The sequence below is a fragment of the Sphaerisporangium sp. NPDC051011 genome (genome assembly GCF_040653595.1).
Lineage (GTDB): Bacteria > Actinomycetota > Actinomycetes > Streptosporangiales > Streptosporangiaceae > Sphaerisporangium.
Genome location: NZ_JBFAGG010000002.1, coordinates 357,434 through 371,744 on the forward strand (window position 1 = coordinate 357,434; position 14,311 = coordinate 371,744).

Annotated in this window: 15 protein-coding genes and 1 pseudogene; 10 read left to right on the forward strand and 6 right to left on the reverse strand. The window is 70.4% G+C overall.

Annotated features, from left to right (window positions below; translation table 11 throughout):
- Positions 1–104 precede the first annotated feature (104 nt).
- Both AB0H21_RS05800 and AB0H21_RS05805 read left to right on the forward strand, forming a co-directional pair.
- On the forward strand, positions 105–311 hold the full coding sequence (locus AB0H21_RS05800) for an NUDIX hydrolase (RefSeq protein WP_358512307.1): 207 nt from the start codon (positions 105–107) through the stop codon (positions 309–311).
- 344 nt (positions 312–655) lie between these two features.
- Positions 656–1,000: a hypothetical protein gene (locus AB0H21_RS05805; RefSeq protein ID WP_358512310.1), complete on the forward strand. Its 345-nt coding sequence runs from the start codon at positions 656–658 to the stop codon at positions 998–1,000.
- A 25-nt stretch (positions 1,001–1,025) separates the two neighbouring features.
- Here the strand turns inward: AB0H21_RS05805 and AB0H21_RS05810 are convergent, their stop codons facing one another.
- Positions 1,026–1,253, reverse strand: coding sequence for a hypothetical protein (locus AB0H21_RS05810; RefSeq protein ID WP_358512313.1), 228 nt, complete (start codon positions 1,251–1,253; stop codon positions 1,026–1,028).
- Between the two features lie 303 nt (positions 1,254–1,556).
- Positions 1,557–2,279, reverse strand: coding sequence for a MerR family transcriptional regulator (locus AB0H21_RS05815; protein WP_358512316.1), 723 nt, complete (start codon positions 2,277–2,279; stop codon positions 1,557–1,559).
- Between the two features lie 147 nt (positions 2,280–2,426).
- On the opposite strand from AB0H21_RS05815, the gene AB0H21_RS05820 reads away from it, so the two are divergent.
- Positions 2,427–3,161 carry a type II CAAX endopeptidase family protein gene (locus tag AB0H21_RS05820; RefSeq protein WP_358512319.1) on the forward strand — a complete coding sequence of 245 codons (735 nt, stop codon included), beginning with the start codon at positions 2,427–2,429 and terminating at the stop codon, positions 3,159–3,161.
- Between the two features lie 75 nt (positions 3,162–3,236).
- Here AB0H21_RS05820 and AB0H21_RS05825 read toward each other — a convergent pair whose 3' ends face one another.
- Entirely contained in the window at positions 3,237–3,848 is a 612-nt protein-coding gene (locus tag AB0H21_RS05825; protein ID WP_358512324.1) for a TetR/AcrR family transcriptional regulator, read from the reverse strand.
- A gap of 262 nt (positions 3,849–4,110) precedes the next feature.
- Between AB0H21_RS05825 and AB0H21_RS05830 the strand changes: the two genes are divergently transcribed.
- Complete coding sequence (locus tag AB0H21_RS05830) at positions 4,111–4,587, forward strand: hypothetical protein (protein ID WP_358512327.1); 477 nt, start codon at positions 4,111–4,113, stop codon at positions 4,585–4,587.
- 23 nt (positions 4,588–4,610) lie between these two features.
- Positions 4,611–5,582 (forward strand): CPBP family intramembrane glutamic endopeptidase, encoded by a 972-nt coding sequence (locus AB0H21_RS05835; protein ID WP_358512330.1) that lies wholly within the window; start codon positions 4,611–4,613, stop codon positions 5,580–5,582.
- Here the strand turns inward: AB0H21_RS05835 and AB0H21_RS05840 are convergent.
- Entirely contained in the window at positions 5,532–5,795 is a 264-nt protein-coding gene (locus AB0H21_RS05840; protein ID WP_358512333.1) for a transposase, read from the reverse strand. The genes AB0H21_RS05835 and AB0H21_RS05840 overlap by 51 nt on opposite strands.
- 225 nt (positions 5,796–6,020) lie before the next feature.
- Between AB0H21_RS05840 and AB0H21_RS05845 the strand changes: the two genes are divergently transcribed.
- The 4 genes from AB0H21_RS05845 to AB0H21_RS05860 are packed head-to-tail and all read left to right on the forward strand — an operon-like array spanning position 6,021 to position 9,530.
- The gene (locus AB0H21_RS05845) at positions 6,021–6,785 is read left to right on the forward strand and encodes a TetR/AcrR family transcriptional regulator (RefSeq protein ID WP_358512336.1); all 765 of its coding nucleotides are present in this window, start codon (positions 6,021–6,023) and stop codon (positions 6,783–6,785) included.
- Positions 6,782–7,927: a galactonate dehydratase gene (gene dgoD / locus AB0H21_RS05850; RefSeq protein WP_358512339.1), complete on the forward strand. Its 1,146-nt coding sequence runs from the start codon at positions 6,782–6,784 to the stop codon at positions 7,925–7,927. Before AB0H21_RS05845 ends, dgoD begins: the two co-directional genes overlap by 4 nt.
- 5 nt (positions 7,928–7,932) lie before the next feature.
- A complete protein-coding gene (locus AB0H21_RS05855; protein ID WP_358512342.1) occupies positions 7,933–8,589 on the forward strand; it encodes a bifunctional 4-hydroxy-2-oxoglutarate aldolase/2-dehydro-3-deoxy-phosphogluconate aldolase in 657 nt (218 codons plus the stop codon).
- Positions 8,586–9,530: a sugar kinase gene (locus AB0H21_RS05860; RefSeq protein WP_358512345.1), complete on the forward strand. Its 945-nt coding sequence runs from the start codon at positions 8,586–8,588 to the stop codon at positions 9,528–9,530. Before AB0H21_RS05855 ends, AB0H21_RS05860 begins: the two co-directional genes overlap by 4 nt.
- A 114-nt stretch (positions 9,531–9,644) precedes the next feature.
- Here AB0H21_RS05860 and AB0H21_RS05865 read toward each other — a convergent pair whose 3' ends face one another.
- Positions 9,645–10,457 (reverse strand): ion transporter, encoded by an 813-nt coding sequence (locus tag AB0H21_RS05865; RefSeq protein WP_358512348.1) that lies wholly within the window; start codon positions 10,455–10,457, stop codon positions 9,645–9,647.
- A 288-nt stretch (positions 10,458–10,745) separates the two neighbouring features.
- Between AB0H21_RS05865 and cobT the strand changes: the two are divergent.
- Positions 10,746–11,840: pseudogene (gene cobT, locus AB0H21_RS05870) on the forward strand (nicotinate-nucleotide--dimethylbenzimidazole phosphoribosyltransferase); the annotation flags it as partial.
- Between the two features lie 111 nt (positions 11,841–11,951).
- Here the strand turns inward: cobT and AB0H21_RS05875 are convergent.
- Positions 11,952–14,306 (reverse strand): protein kinase, encoded by a 2,355-nt coding sequence (locus tag AB0H21_RS05875; RefSeq protein WP_358512351.1) that lies wholly within the window; start codon positions 14,304–14,306, stop codon positions 11,952–11,954.
- Positions 14,307–14,311 lie beyond the last annotated feature (5 nt).

The following is a 14,311-nucleotide window of genomic DNA, read 5'->3' on the forward strand; positions in this document are numbered from 1 at the left end:
GGAGCCTGGCTGAGCCTCGCCTACGTCCGCGCAGGCGATCTTGATCAAGCTGTGCAGATAGGTTGCGTTGCACTGGACCGCCTGCCCATGGTGACCTCGGCCCGGTGCCTCATGTTGCTGGCCGACCTCCGTGCCGACCTGGCCCCGCACGCTCGGCGATCCCACAAGGTGGCAAGGGGCGGACCCTCCTGCTGCGCCAAGCGCCGGGAAACGCTGTGCCGGGCCTGTGGGAGATGCCCTGCGGGCAGGTGGAAGAAGGCGAGTCGCCGGAGCACGCGGCGGAAAGAGAACTTCGGGAGGCGGCCGGCTGAGGCTGCGACCGTTGAGGCTCCCGCGTTCGGTTCCGCAAGGAGGCGAACAACGACCGCGGAGCCTCGCTCATCGCGAAGACCGGCCGCGACCGCCCGTTGCCACGGGCCGCCCGTACCGCCCCACCGCCAGGCCACCACCCGAACTAGCGTCCGGATGGTTCGGCGTGCGGAGCGTGATCCATGCGGACGGGGATCGGGACCGCGAGATTCGGCTCGCTTTCCTGCCCTTCGCGTTGCCTGGTGATGCCTCCGGCCGCTTCAACCGCTGATCAGGTGGCTCCCTCACCCCGGACAGCGAAGCCGGGAACTACAACCAGCGGGACGATCTTCCCTAGCCTGGAGCCATGACTAATGCTTCAGACGGTGATGAGTTCACCGAAACCGGATACGCCGTGCTCGTCTACTCCAACGAGCACCATCCCTCAGGGTCTACCTACCCTCCACGCCCGAAGCAGTGGGCCCACATTGCCGACCTCGACCGCTACCCCTTCGACGTTGAGCAGGAGTTCCAGACGTACGAGATCGACCTCAACCTGTTCGACCACCTCGTGTACGTCGTGCCCAAGGACGACTACGACCCGGGCCAGGAGCCGCGCGGCTACAGGACGTTCGGGCCGGTCCAGTTCGAGGCGACGCCGAACGAAATCGCCAAGATCCGGGCCGCTGCGGGTCAGGAGGGCGAAGACTGACAGGGCGGGGCCGGTGGCAGGCCAGTTATCGGCCCCCTCCGACAACGGGGCGGCCGTACCGGGCTGCGGCGGTCCCCTGCGCCCGTGCTTGGCGCCGGGCGGGTGAACGGACGATGCCGGCGGCGAGGTGCTCCGCCCAGAACGCCATGACGACCGCGTCGCCTCGGTCGGACGAGCGGCCGAGGCGAGCGACGAGGTCTTCCTTGGGCTCGATCTGGATCCGCGGCGGGATGCCCGTCGTCTCTCTCTCCACGTCGGCGCGGTGAGGTCGGCGAGGAGGAGGTCGTCGGGCGGCAGCATGACCTCGGCGCCGAACGCGGGGCTTCGACAAGCCGCCCATCCGCCTCCGCTGACAGTGCCGCACCGTCAGCGGTCCTAGGCGCGCGCACCCGCGGCGGGCATCCGCCCTGTTGCATCGACCTGCGGCTGGTCCTCGTCGAGTCTCGGTTCGGTCAGGGCCCGTCGGCGAGGTCAAGTGCAGATCTGAAGAACGTGTTGTGTTCGTAGGAGCCGCCTTTCAGGATTTGCCTGCTGGGCGCTTCCGGTGGCAACTACCTCAGTCGCGCGAACGTGGGGACTGCAGTATTTCGTTGGCGAGCAGCAGGACTCGGAGCTGTACGGGTCGGTAGAGCTGCGCGAACGCGGTATCGATCGCCTCTTGTGCGACGGGCGCTGGGACGCAGGCGTGCGCTGCCGCATCGGCGACGGCGGGGAAGCGTCGCCAGTAGTCACGGATGACAGGTGCCATCCGCTGTGCGAGTCGCTCGATATCAGCGTCCGACGCGTCGTCGGGGATCGCGTCGAGCTCATCGTCGGTGGGATCGCGTTCGGCGACCAGTTGCTTGATGTCGCCGAGCACGTCGGCGTCGAGCATGCCCGAGACCACCGTGATGACGCCGCGATCAGCAGCGCTGAGCGGTTTTACGACCTCCGCGAAGCCCTGAGGGACGTCCCACGGGACACGGTGATGCAGGATGGCTGCCAGCTCCGAACGGATGCGCTGCATCCGCTCGATGCCCGACGCCAGTTCCGCGTCCAATGCACGCACCGAGGCCTCCGGATCGTCGACGTCGTCGGCGGCCGGGATCTGCGAGAGGGGCACGCAGAGATCAACGAGCCGGACGATCTGGATCAGGCGGATGAGGTGCGCGACTTCATAACGCTTGTAGCCATTCGGATCACGGTCAGGTTCGCTGAGCAGGCCGATGCCGTGGTAGTACCGCACCGCTTTCTCGGTGGTGCCCGCCAGGCGCGCGAGCTGACGCGTGCTCCAGGCCATCGGCGCCTTCCTCGATACATCTGCGCGTCCATCCTGACGCAGGGCCTGCTCCTGGGTCTAGCTCCGCAGGCTCAATTGACTGCGCCCTTGGGGCAGACGACAGGCTTTCGGTGTCCGCCCTCGACGAGCGAACAGTAAAGAGACACGATGAACGACGACCTCACCTCGAGCCCGGTCGCCTCGAGGCCGTACCCCGAGCGCGCCACACCCTCCCGCCCCGGGTGGCCGGAGCTGGGTGTCGCCGCAGCCGCGGCGGTCGTGCTGCTCGTGGGCGGCGCGCTCCTGCTGTTGGTCGCGATGCCGAACGCCGATCCGGTTGCCGCGGGCTTCGGGCAGTACGCGCTCGGCGGCCTCGCGCCGCTCGGTGCCTTCATTGCCGCGGTCCTGCTGCGCATCCGCGATGTCCGAGTGTTCGGATTGCGACGCACCAAGCTGTGGTGGATCCTCGCTGCGATCGGGATCGCCGCCGGCTGTGTCGCGCTCACGTACGCGATCTCCGAGCCGCTCGCGCAGCTGTTCCCGGGATCCGAATCCGTCCAGTCGGACTATCGGGCGGCCGGAGGCGCCGGTGTTGTGGCACTCATCGGCGGGATCCTGCTCGGCGGCATCCTCACCCCGCTCGGCGAGGAGCTGCTCTACCGTGGTGTCGTCGCCAATGTTCTGCAGCGCTGGGGCACGGTCGTGAGCGTCCTCGGCAGCGCGGTGATCTTCGCACTCGCCCACGGGATCAACGCGGTGATCGTGAACGCGCTCATCGTCGGCGTCTGCAACGCACTGCTGTTCCGCTACAGTCGATCGATTTGGCCCGGCGTGGTGATGCACGTCGTCTTCAACTCGACCTACATCGTGATGAACGCGCTCCCCGGCCTCCTCGGGCGCTGAGTCCGCAGGCGATCCCGCGAAAACGACACTCCCCTCGATGTCCTCCGCATCCTCCGGGGCGGTGGGTCGGCGGGCTCACCTGGTCGGCGCAGTGCCGAGGACGCAATCGACCGCCAGGTACAGGGTCTCGGTCTCGGACTTCAGGATCGACTCCTCGGCAGGGAGAGCACGCGCGACGGAGAGGCCGTCCAGCACGGTGAGCAGGAGTCTCACGTGCCGTGCATGGTCGTCTCGGGGTAGGGCGCCGTCGTCGGCGAGCACTGCGAGCCAGTGCTCGATACGGCGCCGCCCTTCCCGTGTTATCGCGAGGTACGCGGCGCGCGCATCCTCGGTGGGCTCCGCGGCGAGATAGGTCTGGTACACCTGGCTCCACCCCTCTCGCGCCTGCTGTCCCACGCCGGCCGGGGCGAGTACCTGACGAAGACAGTTCACCAGCCGGTCTCGGGGGGGCAGGGAACGGTCGTGGATCGGGTCGTCCGGGAAGAAGTGGCCGTAGATCCTCGCGAGCACGGTGTCCTGGAGCTCGCGCTGGGTGGGGAAATGGAATCTGAGTGAGCCGGTGCTGACTCCGGCCCGTGCCGCCACGGCCCGGACGCTCAGCGTTGCGCCGGCGTCCTCGGCGAGCATCGCCGCCGCGGCGGCGATGACCTTCTCTCGCGAGCTGATGTGATCTTCGTCTTGCGCCACCATTCGATCCTACTAACACGCCGTGCTAGCGTTACGACTAGCACACTGTAATAGTGCTGCGAGAGTCGGCGTAGAGAGGGGAAACGTGATCGACGGCTGGCGGCGGTGGCGGGCGTCCACGCGCATCAAGGACGGGGATGGGCGGTCATTGCAGCCTTTCCGTTGGTGGCAGCTCCCAGTCCGCGCACTGTTCTGGCTCTCGGTGTCTTCGGGTGATGATCGCCAGACGGAGTACGCCGTCGACGTCCGGCACGGAGCCAACATGGACAGGGAGAAGGTCAGGGCGCACCTCTACGTGGACGGCGCGCACCGCTTCGAATCCAAGCTCCCGGCGATGTTCCCCGTCGAGGGCGGTGCCATCGAGGTCGCGATGAGCGCCTACGGGATCCGCCGCTGTCACTACGTCACGCGTGCGGGTGCGGAGCACCAGCTGACTCCCGATCCGAAGTCCGCCGAGGGGCGCCGCGCCCGCCTCGATGGCGAGCACCCCGCGCTGAGCCGCTCGATCGGTGTGTTCTCGGTGCTGACGCTCCTGGTGGGCGTAGGGCTGAACCTGCTGCAGATCGCCGAACCGCTTTCGCGGATCCCCCCGATCGCGGAGAGGGCCGGGATCTTCGAGTCGCCCATCCACCTGCCGCTCTGGCTCAACATCGCCCTCGGTCTTGCGGCGGTGCTGGCCAGCGTGGAGCGCTCGCTGCGGCTGCGCTACAACCCCCTGCTGGACAGGGCGGGGAACTGACCACACCACCAATGGAGGAACCCATGACAATGACGACCACGCAGAACTGGCTGCTCAGCCCGGGCGAGGCCAAGAACCCGCCAATGGTCCCGGCCGGCGTGGAGTACCACCGTGTCCTCGCCGGCGACAAGCGCCGGATCGGTCGCGGCATCCTCGCAATCGTGCTCCTTGCGGCGGGTTTCGTCATCTTCCCCACGGTCATCGGTCGTGCTCTCGCGCCCATCGACGTGCAGATGGGCCACACTCCTCCGATCCTGGGCGGCACCGACTACACGCCGCTCTTTCACGCCGGTTCGATGATCTCGCTCGCCCTCCTGGTGCCGTGGAGCATGCTCATCCAGCGATGGCTCTACGGCGTGCCCGGAGCCTCACTGCACTCGGTGACGGCGCGATTCCGGTTCGACCTGTTCGGCAAGGCGCTCCTCGTGTTCGGCCCCGCGTGGCTGGTCGTGAATGTGCTGGGCGCCATCGCGCCGCAGCAGGAGGGGGCGTGGTCGCGGGCCGACCTCATCGCGTTCTTCCTCGCCACGCTCCTGCTGACGCCGCTTCAGGCAGCGGGCGAGGAGTACGGCGTGCGCGGACTGATCTTCCGGGTGATCGGAAGCTGGTTCCGCGGGCCGAAGGCCGGATTGATCGCCGGAATCCTGATCACCAGCGTGCTGTTCACGGCCGCCCACGGCTCGACCGATCCGTACATCATCGTGTGGTACTTCGTGCTCTGGACGGGGCTGGCCATCATCACCTGGCGCACGGGCGGCATCGAGGTCGCGGTCGTGCTCCACGCCATCCTCAACACGTCGTCCCTCATCGTGGCTCCGTACCTGCGAGTGGATCTCGGCGCTGTACTGCAGGACCGCTCGGCCGGTGCGGGCTCACCGTATCTGCTCGTCCCCACGATCGCCGTGATCGTCATCACCGCGATCGTCTGGTGGCGGACGCGGAAGTCAGGGCCGGCTCTCACCCCCGCGACGCCCATCACGGCGGAGACGCGCTGACCCCAGAATGCCAAGTGCGTGCCAATTCCCGAACCGCTCCGGAACCGCACGCCACGGCGCACCGGTTCCATACCGCCAGGCGGTCGCCTCGACCTCCGCGCGACGCTCCACCGGCGGCCGACCCGTCGCATCAGGCATCGGGAACAACGGGTCGATCACAACCCACGCCTCATCCGAGATCTCACTGCGAGCTACCCGACAAGACTCGCCCACGGGTCACCCTCACCACTTCAGCAACGCGCCCTAGTAGCTCTGCCGGTTCCGAAACAGGCGCCGGCAACAGAGCGTCGGGCTCCCCTGTATGCCTAACGGACGTAAGGTAGTCAGAAGGGGCACGGCGGAGGCCCGGCCGGAGATGTGGGGTGTCGCGTCCTCCACTCCGTTTTCGAGTGCCAACGCAGGCGAGGTGCTCGTGAGGGTCGACGGACGGAGGATGACGTGACTCAGGAGTGGCGGCACGCCTTTGAGGATTTCGAGGGACACCTGCTTAAGCTCGATTGGTCGAACCAGACGCCATCGCGTCGCGGCATCCTCCAGGCGTTCCTCCGGCTCGCCATCGAACACGGCTTCAACTCGGTGTCGATGCGGATGATCGCACGAGAGGTAAAGGTCAAGGCCCCGAGCCTGTACGCGCACTTTCCGGATGGGCGTGACGAGATCGTCGCCGAGTCTCTCCGCTGGCACTTCTACCGCTTCGGCATGGCCATCGTCGAGGATGTCAAGGAGGTGACCGATCCTCGTGAGGCCTGGCGACGGATGGTGCGGGTCCACGTGATCAGACAGCTCACACTCCCTGAGAGCAATCTCTGGGATCTCCTCGTGGCAACGGATCGGATGGCCCGCTTTCTCCCGTCGAGCCTGAGGGAGGAGGCCGACGCCTGGGTCGATCTCTATGAGGCCCTCTATCGTGCCGCCGCCGCGGACATGGGGCACGAATCGCCGGCCCGAGCGGTCAAGTTCGCCATGACGATCCTTGAGGGCGCAAGCCGTTGGGCCGCCTGGGACGGCCGGCGTGACTCACTGGACGAGCGTGTCGAGGAAGCCACGACCTGCACTCTTGCATTGCTCTGGCCCGGTCCGGCATCTGGTCGGCAACGCCTACGTCGTGGACGTGCGGCCCGCGCACGACCTGAGCGTGGCGTCGTGGAACCGGCAGCTGGAAGTGAACCTGACAGCCGCCCACCAATTCAGGGAGACATGTGAAGATAACGCGCATCGAAACCTTTCTGGTCCCGCCACGATGGCTGTTCTGCCGCGTCGAGACCGACGAGGGACACGTCGGCTGGGGCGAACCGGTCGTCGAAGGGCGTGCCGGCTCGGTCAGGGCGGCCGTCAACGAGCTCACCGAACTGCTCGTCGGCGCCGACCCGTTGCGCATCGAAGACCACTGGCAGGTCATGACCAAGGGCGGCTTCTACCGCGGTGGGCCCGTGCTCGCCAGCGCCGTCGCCGGCCTCGACCAGGCCCTGTGGGACATCGCCGGCAAGGCGCGCGGCGTCCCCGTGCACGAACTGCTGGGCGGTCCCGTGCGCGACCACGTCCGCGCGTACGCCTGGATCGGCGGCGACGAACCGGGGCAGATCGGGGAGCAGGCCCAGCGCCAGGTCGAGGCCGGGTTCACCGCGGTGAAGATGAACGCCAGCGGTCGCATGTCACCGATAGCGGGCCCGGGCGAGCTCGACGCGGTCGTCGAACGCGCCGCGGCCGCACGCGAGGTGCTCGGCCCCGGCCGTGACGTCGCCATCGACTTCCACGGCCGGGTGTCCTACCCCAACGCGCGGCGGCTCCTCACGTTGCTCGAACCGCTCACCCCCATGTTCGTCGAGGAACCCGTCGTCCCCGAGTCCATGAACCAGGTGCGCAGCCTCGTCGAGGCGTCGAACATCCCCATCGCCTTGGGAGAACGTCTCTACTCACGGTGGGACTTCATGCCCGCACTGCAGGCAGGCGTCGCCGTGGCCCAGCCCGATCTCTCCCACGCCGGCGGCATCTCGGAGGTCCGCCGCATCGCCGCCCAGGCGGAGGTGTTCGGCGCCCTGCTGGCGCCCCACTGCCCGCTGGGGCCCATCTCCCTGGCCTCCAGCCTCCAGGTGGCGTTCGCCACCCCCAACTTCCTCATCCAGGAACAGAGCATCGGCATCCACTACCACGACGGCAACGAGCTGCTGGACTACCTCGTCGACCCCTCGGTCTTCACCTTCACCGACGGTCGGCTCTCTCGGCCCACAGCCCCTGGCCTGGGCATCCAGATCGACGAGGCCAGAGTGCGCGAGGCCGACCGGAAGGGCCACCACTGGCGCTCCCCGGTATGGCGCTATCCCGACCATTCCTTCGCAGAATGGTGACCGCTGTGCGACCACATCCCACGACCCCCCTGCTCGATCTTCTCCGGTCGCGGCGGCTGCTGGCCATCGTGAGAGGAAGCGATCCCGATGCGGCGCTGCGCGCCATCGAGGTGCTCGCGGAAGAGGGCGTGACCATGATGGAGGTCTCGCTCAGCGGCGCCGACGCCCTGACGGTCGTCCGGAAGGCCGCCGCCGCGCTGGGAACCGGCACGGGGGGCTCAGGCGTCCACCTCGGAGCCGGTACGGTCCTGACCGCGCGGGACGCCACGGCGGCCAGGGATGCGGGCGCGACGTTCATCGTCACACCCGGGCTGGGAGCCGGCATGACCGAGGCGATCCGTCTCGGCCTGCCCGTGCTCGCCGGGGCGCTCACTCCCACCGAGGTCATCGCCGCGGTCGAGCAGGGCGCCGCCGCCGTGAAGCTCTTTCCCGCCTCCGCCGGAGGCGTCCCCTACCTGCGCGCGCTCCGCGACCCGTTCCCCGCCGTGCCGTTCGTGCCGGTCGGCGGGGTCGGCCTCGACAGCGTCCAGGAATATCTGGAAGCCGGTGCCGTAGCGGTCGGTCTCGGGTCGCCGCTGCTCGGTGACGCCGCGAACGGCGGCGACCTGGGCGAGTTGCGCCGTCGCGTCAGAACCGCGCTGGACCTGGCCGGCCCGCGGTGAGAGCCGAGATCCTGACCATCGGCGAGGCGATGGCCACCGTACGCTGCGCCGGCCCGCTCCGCCTCGGCGGCGCATCCCGGATCTCCATCGCCGGCGCGGAGTCCAACGTCGCCATCGCCCTGGCCCGCCTCGGGCATGCGGCACGCTGGGCCGGGGCGGTGGGAGACGACGAACCGGGCGAACTCGTTCGACGCACCCTTCGAGCCGAAGGCGTCCTGACCGACGCGGTCATCCGGCGCGCGGACGCACCGACCGGCCTCCTGCTGCGCGACGTGGCGCCCGGTGGCCGCGCGCGGGTGCACTACTACCGCAAGCGCTCGGCCGCCTCGACCCTCACCTGGGACGACGTCCGCCCCGCCGCCGATCACGGCTTCGACGGCCTGCACCTGACCGGCATCACGGCGGCGCTGGGACCGGCACCGCTGCGGGCCGTCACCACAGCCGCCGAAAAGGCCGGCGACTCCGGCGCCTGGGTCAGCCTCGACGTCAACCACCGCTCTCTGCTCTGGACCCGGGACGCGGCCGCGCGTGCGCTGCGCCCGCTGCTGCCGAACGTCACCGTGCTGATCGCCTCCGACGACGAACTGGCCATCGTGGCGGACGGCGACGGCGAACGAGATCGCGTGGACGCCCTCCTGGACGCCGGTGTCCAAGAGGTGGTGATCAAGCGCGGCGCCGCCGGCGCGAGCTACCACGACGCGGGGACGTCGCTGGACGTTCCCGCTGTCGCGGTGCCGGTCGTCGACGTCGTCGGTGCGGGCGATGCGTTCACCGCCGGATACCTGTCCGGACGGCTCGACGGGCTCGACGCGCACGGCCGGCTCGAACGAGCGACCCTGCTGGGCGCGGCCTGCGTGGCCTGCGACGGAGATTGGGAAGGTCTCCCCACCCGCGACGAACTGCCCGCCCTCCGCATGCGCGCGGAGGAGACGCTGCGTTAGACGGCCCCGGGCACTGGCTCGCGGCCGTCGGCGACGGCATCGCCGTCCTGGACAAGGACGGGGCGGCCGGCCAGGTGCCGGGTCGCTCGCCGGGCGGCCGCGGAGCCCGGGAGGTCACACGGGAGTGCGCGAGCGGGGCTGGTGGCCGTTCCTCTGGGTCAGGAGCTGGTCGAGTTTGGCGTTCACGGAGGCCAGATCCTGCCTGAGGCGCTGGAGCTCGGCCTGGGTCGCCGTCTCGGCGGGGGAGGGCTCGACCTCGTTCATCGCGTTCACCACCACGGCGATGAACAGGTTCAGGGCCACGAAGGTCGACATCAGGATGTAGACGATGAAGAAGATCCACGCCCAGGGCTTCTGCTCCATCACGGTCTGCGCCGTGCTGCCCCAGTCGTCGCCCGTCATGATCTGGAAAAGGGTGAACAGCGACCGGGGCAGCTCGTCGAAGCGCTCGGGCGCGATGTCGCCGAAGAGCTTGGTGGCGATCACCGCCGCGATGTAGATCATCAGGACGAGCAGGCCGATGATCGACGCCATGCCGGGGACGGCGGCCAGCAGCGCGTTCACGACGCGGCGCATGCTCGGGACCACCGACAGCAGGCGCAGGGCGCGCAGGATGCGCAGGGCGCGCAGCACCGAGGTCGGACCGGAGGCCGGGATGAGCGCGATCGTCACGATCAGGGCGTCGAACCAGTTCCACGGGTCCCTGAAGAACGACTTCCGGTACGCGTACAGGCGGGCGGCCAGTTCGAGGACGAAGATGCCGAGCGCGATCCGGTCCACGACGTGCAGGAGGCCGCCGATCCGCGCCGTCAGGTAAACGCTGGTCTCACACCCGATCGTGACGGCGTTGACGACGATGACCAGGATGACCGCCCGCTGCACAAGCTGGGTCTCCAGGACGGAACGAACACGCTCGTGTGGTGACACCGACACCGCTCCCTGTGAGGCACATGATCCACACGATTCTGGATCACCATCGGGGATGGCGAGACCCGCGCGGGCAAATCGGGAAGGGAGATCCCGATCACACCCGCGCGTCCCCCGCACACGTCCGCCGGGTATGCGCGCTGGTCAAGAGGAGGGCCGGCCGGCGGAACCGGTGCACGACGAGCGCCGGCGCGGCGACGGCGAAGCTGGTGAGAGTCGGCAGGAGGAGGCCGTCGAGTTCCGCCGGCGTCCGTGCGGGCCCGCGGGGTGGCAGGCTTGACGGACCACCCCGAGGAGGAGCCTGTGAGCACGCTAGAGGAAACGATCGCCGCCATCCGGCCGCTCGACGAGTCCGCGATGGCCGAGGCCCGCGCCCGGCAGGACCGCATGACCAAGCCGCGCGGCTCGCTCGGCGTCCTGGAGGACGTCTCGGTGAAGCTCGCCGGGCTCGCGGGCGCGTGCCCGCCCGAGCCGCCCGAGCCCGCCGCGGTCGCGGTCTTCGCCGCCGACCACGGCGTGCACGCCCAGGGAGTGACGCCGTGGCCGCAGGAGGTCACGGCGCAGATGGTGTACAACTTCCTGGCCGGCGGCGCGGTCGTCAACGCGTTCGCCGCGCGGGTCGGCGCACGGGTGACGGTCGTGGACATCGGCGTGGCCGCCGACCTCGAGGCCGTGCCGGGGCTGCTGCCGTACAAGGTCGCGCCCGGCACCGCGGACATGACCCAGGGCCCGGCGATGACGCCCGAGCAGGCCCGCCAGGCCGTCGAGACGGGCATCAGGGTCGCCGGGGAGCTCGCCGCGTCCGGCGCCCGCTGCCTGGTCGCGGGTGACATGGGCATCGCCAACACCACCGCCTCGGCCGCGCTGATCTCGGTGTTCACCGGGCTGGGCCCGGAGGAGGTCACCGGGCGCGGCACCGGCATCGACGACGCGACGCTGGCGCACAAGGTGGACGTGATCGGCCGCGCGCTGGCCCTGCACCGGCCCGACCCGGCCGACCCGCTCGGCGTGCTGGCCGCGGTCGGCGGGTTCGAGCACGGCGCGATCGCCGGCTTCTTCCTCGGCGCCGCGGCGGCGCGGCTGCCGGTCGTCCTGGACGGGGTGATCGTCGGCGCGTCGGCGCTGGTCGCGGCCGCGCTGGCGCCGGACTCGATCGCGGGATGCCTGGCCGGGCACCGGTCCCAGGAGCCCGGGCACACCGCCACGCTGCGGCACCTCGGGCTGCGCCCGCTGATCGACCTCGACCTGCGACTCGGCGAGGGCACCGGCGCGGTCCTGGCGCTGCCGCTCGTCCAGAGCGCCGCGCGGGCGCTGCGCGACGTGGCCACCTTCGACTCGGCCGGCGTGACCGACAAGGACGTGCTGGAAACCGAACAGTCCTGACAACGTCCGTCGTCGTCATTTCCCGCGGTGGGGTGGGAGTTGCTGGTTGCGGGGCGCTGGCGTGGGTGGGTCAGGAGTTCGCTGCTCGCGGGGTGGCTGGTGAGCGTCCCGTCAGGAGCCCGGCAGCGGTGGGGCGAGGCTCCACACCCGGACGGTCTCGTCGCGGCTGCCGCTGACGGCGACCGGGAGGCCGTCCACGCGGGCCGTCACGACCGTCCACACGCGGTCGCGGTGCCCGGTGAGCGGCTTGCCGAGGGGTTTGCCCGCGCGTAGGTCCCAGACGCGGACGGTGTTGTCGTCGCCGCCGGTGACGGCGATCGGCACGCCGTCCACCTCGTCGAAGGCGACCGCCCACACCGGCCCCTCGTGCCCGGTGAGCGGGTCGCCGCGCGGCTCCATCTTGTCGAGGTCCCACACGCGCACGGTCTTGTCCATGCTCCCGGTGACGGCGACAGCCGTGCCGTCCAGCCGGCCGAACGCGACCGCCCGGACCGAGTCGCCGTGCCCGGTGAGCGGCTTGCCGATTTCAGCGCCCCGGGAGAGGTCCCAGACGCGGACGGTCCTGTCGTCGCCGACCGTGACGGCCACCGGCTTGGAGTCCACCTCGCCGTACGCGATCGACCAGATCGTCCCGGTGTGGCCTCGCATGGCCGGGCGGACCTCCTTGCCCGTGGCCACATCCCAGACGCGGACGGTGAGGTCGGCCCCGCCGCTGATCGCGATGGGCCGGTTGTCCAGCCGTCCGACGGCCACCGCCTTGACGTCGCCGGTGTGCCCGAGGAACGGCGAGCCGACCGCCTTCCTGGTGGTCAGGTCCCAGACGCGGACGGTGTCGTCGTCGCTGCCGGTGACCGCGACCGGCGCGCCGTCCAGGTCGGTGAACGCGACCGCCCGGACCCATCCGGTGTGCTGGGTGTAGGGGGCGCCGATCTGCCCGCCGTCGGCGAGGCCGAAGACGCGCACGGTCTTGTCGTCGCCGCCGGAGATCGCGACGGGGGCGCCGTTCAGCGTGCCGACGGCGATCGACCGGATGTCATTGCTGTGCTCGGTGATCTCTTTGTACAGGGGGGTGCCGAAGGGGTGGCCCTGTGCGGGGCCGGTCGCGGGGGCGCTCGTCGCGGGCCCGGTTGTCGCGGGTGTGGTCGTCGCGGGGGACCGGCCGGACGGGGTCACCGTGGACTCGGCGGCAGGGCCGCTGGCGTTGTCGCGTTCCCGTAAGAGGGAGGGCAGGGTCAGGGCCGCCGCCCCGAGCACGGCCAGGCCCGCCCCGGCGGACAGCAGCGCCCGGCGCGGGATCGGGCCACGGCGCTCCGGCGTCCCGGGCTGGGTCGCGGGCTCCGGCGCGGGATGCGTGATCGGCACCGGCCCCGGGGAGGGACGCGTGACCGGCGCCGGGCCCTGGGGCCGTTCCGCGCCCGGCTGGGTGCCGTAGGACGGTTCCGTGACCGGTACGGTGCCGTGGGGCGGTTCCGCGGCCGGTCGGGTGCCCTGGGGCGATTCCATGCCGGCGCGAGCACCGGGGGAGGGGTCCGTGACCGGTTCCGTGCCCCAGCCGCCCGCCGCCGATCCCGCCGGCGGCATGGGCAGGGTGGGCGCCGGCCACGGCGGGGACACCGGGGGCTCCGGGGATGCAGAGGAGGACGCAGGGGAGGGCGCGGGGCTCTCGCCGGTCAGGACGCGCAGCACCTCGGCGCTGGCCGGGCGCTGGTCCGGGTTCTTGGCCAGGCACGCCGCGAGCAGCGACCGGAGCATCGGTGGCACGCCCGAAAGGTCCGGCTCCTGGGACAGGATCGCGTTCACGACGGCCGGGACCGTCTCGCCGGGGAACGCGCGGTGGCCCGTCGCCGCGTAGACCATCGTGCACGCCCAGCTGAACACGTCCGCGCTCTGCCCGGCCGTGTGCTCGTGGGTGAACTGCTCGGGCGCCATGTACGGCGGGGTGCCGATCGAGCCGGTGCGGGTCACGCTGGTGTCCAGGGCCCGCGAGATGCCGAAGTCGATCACCACCGGGCCCTCGGGGCCGAGGATGATGTTGCTCGGTTTGAAGTCGCGGTGGACGATGCCCGCGCGGTGGATCGCGGCGAGCGCGCTCATCGTCGAGACCGCGAGCCGCTCCAGGCCGCTGCCCGCGCGGGGCCCGGCCGTCCGGACGAGCTGCTCCAGGGAGGTGCCGGGGACGTACTCGCTGACGATGTACGGGCGGTCGCCCTGGATGCCCATGTCGAGCACCTTCGCCGTGCAGAACGGGGCCACGCGGCGCGCGACGTCGACCTCGCGCATGAAGCGTCTGTGCGCGTCGGCGTCGCCGGACATCCAGGCGTGCAGCACCTTGACGGCGACGTCGTCGCCCGACGGGGACCGGCCGAGGTAGACGTTGCCCTGCCCGCCGCCACCGAGGCGGCGGATCAGCCGGTAACCGCCGATCTGCGAGGGTTCGTCCGGACCGGGAAGGTGAGCATCGGACACCGCCC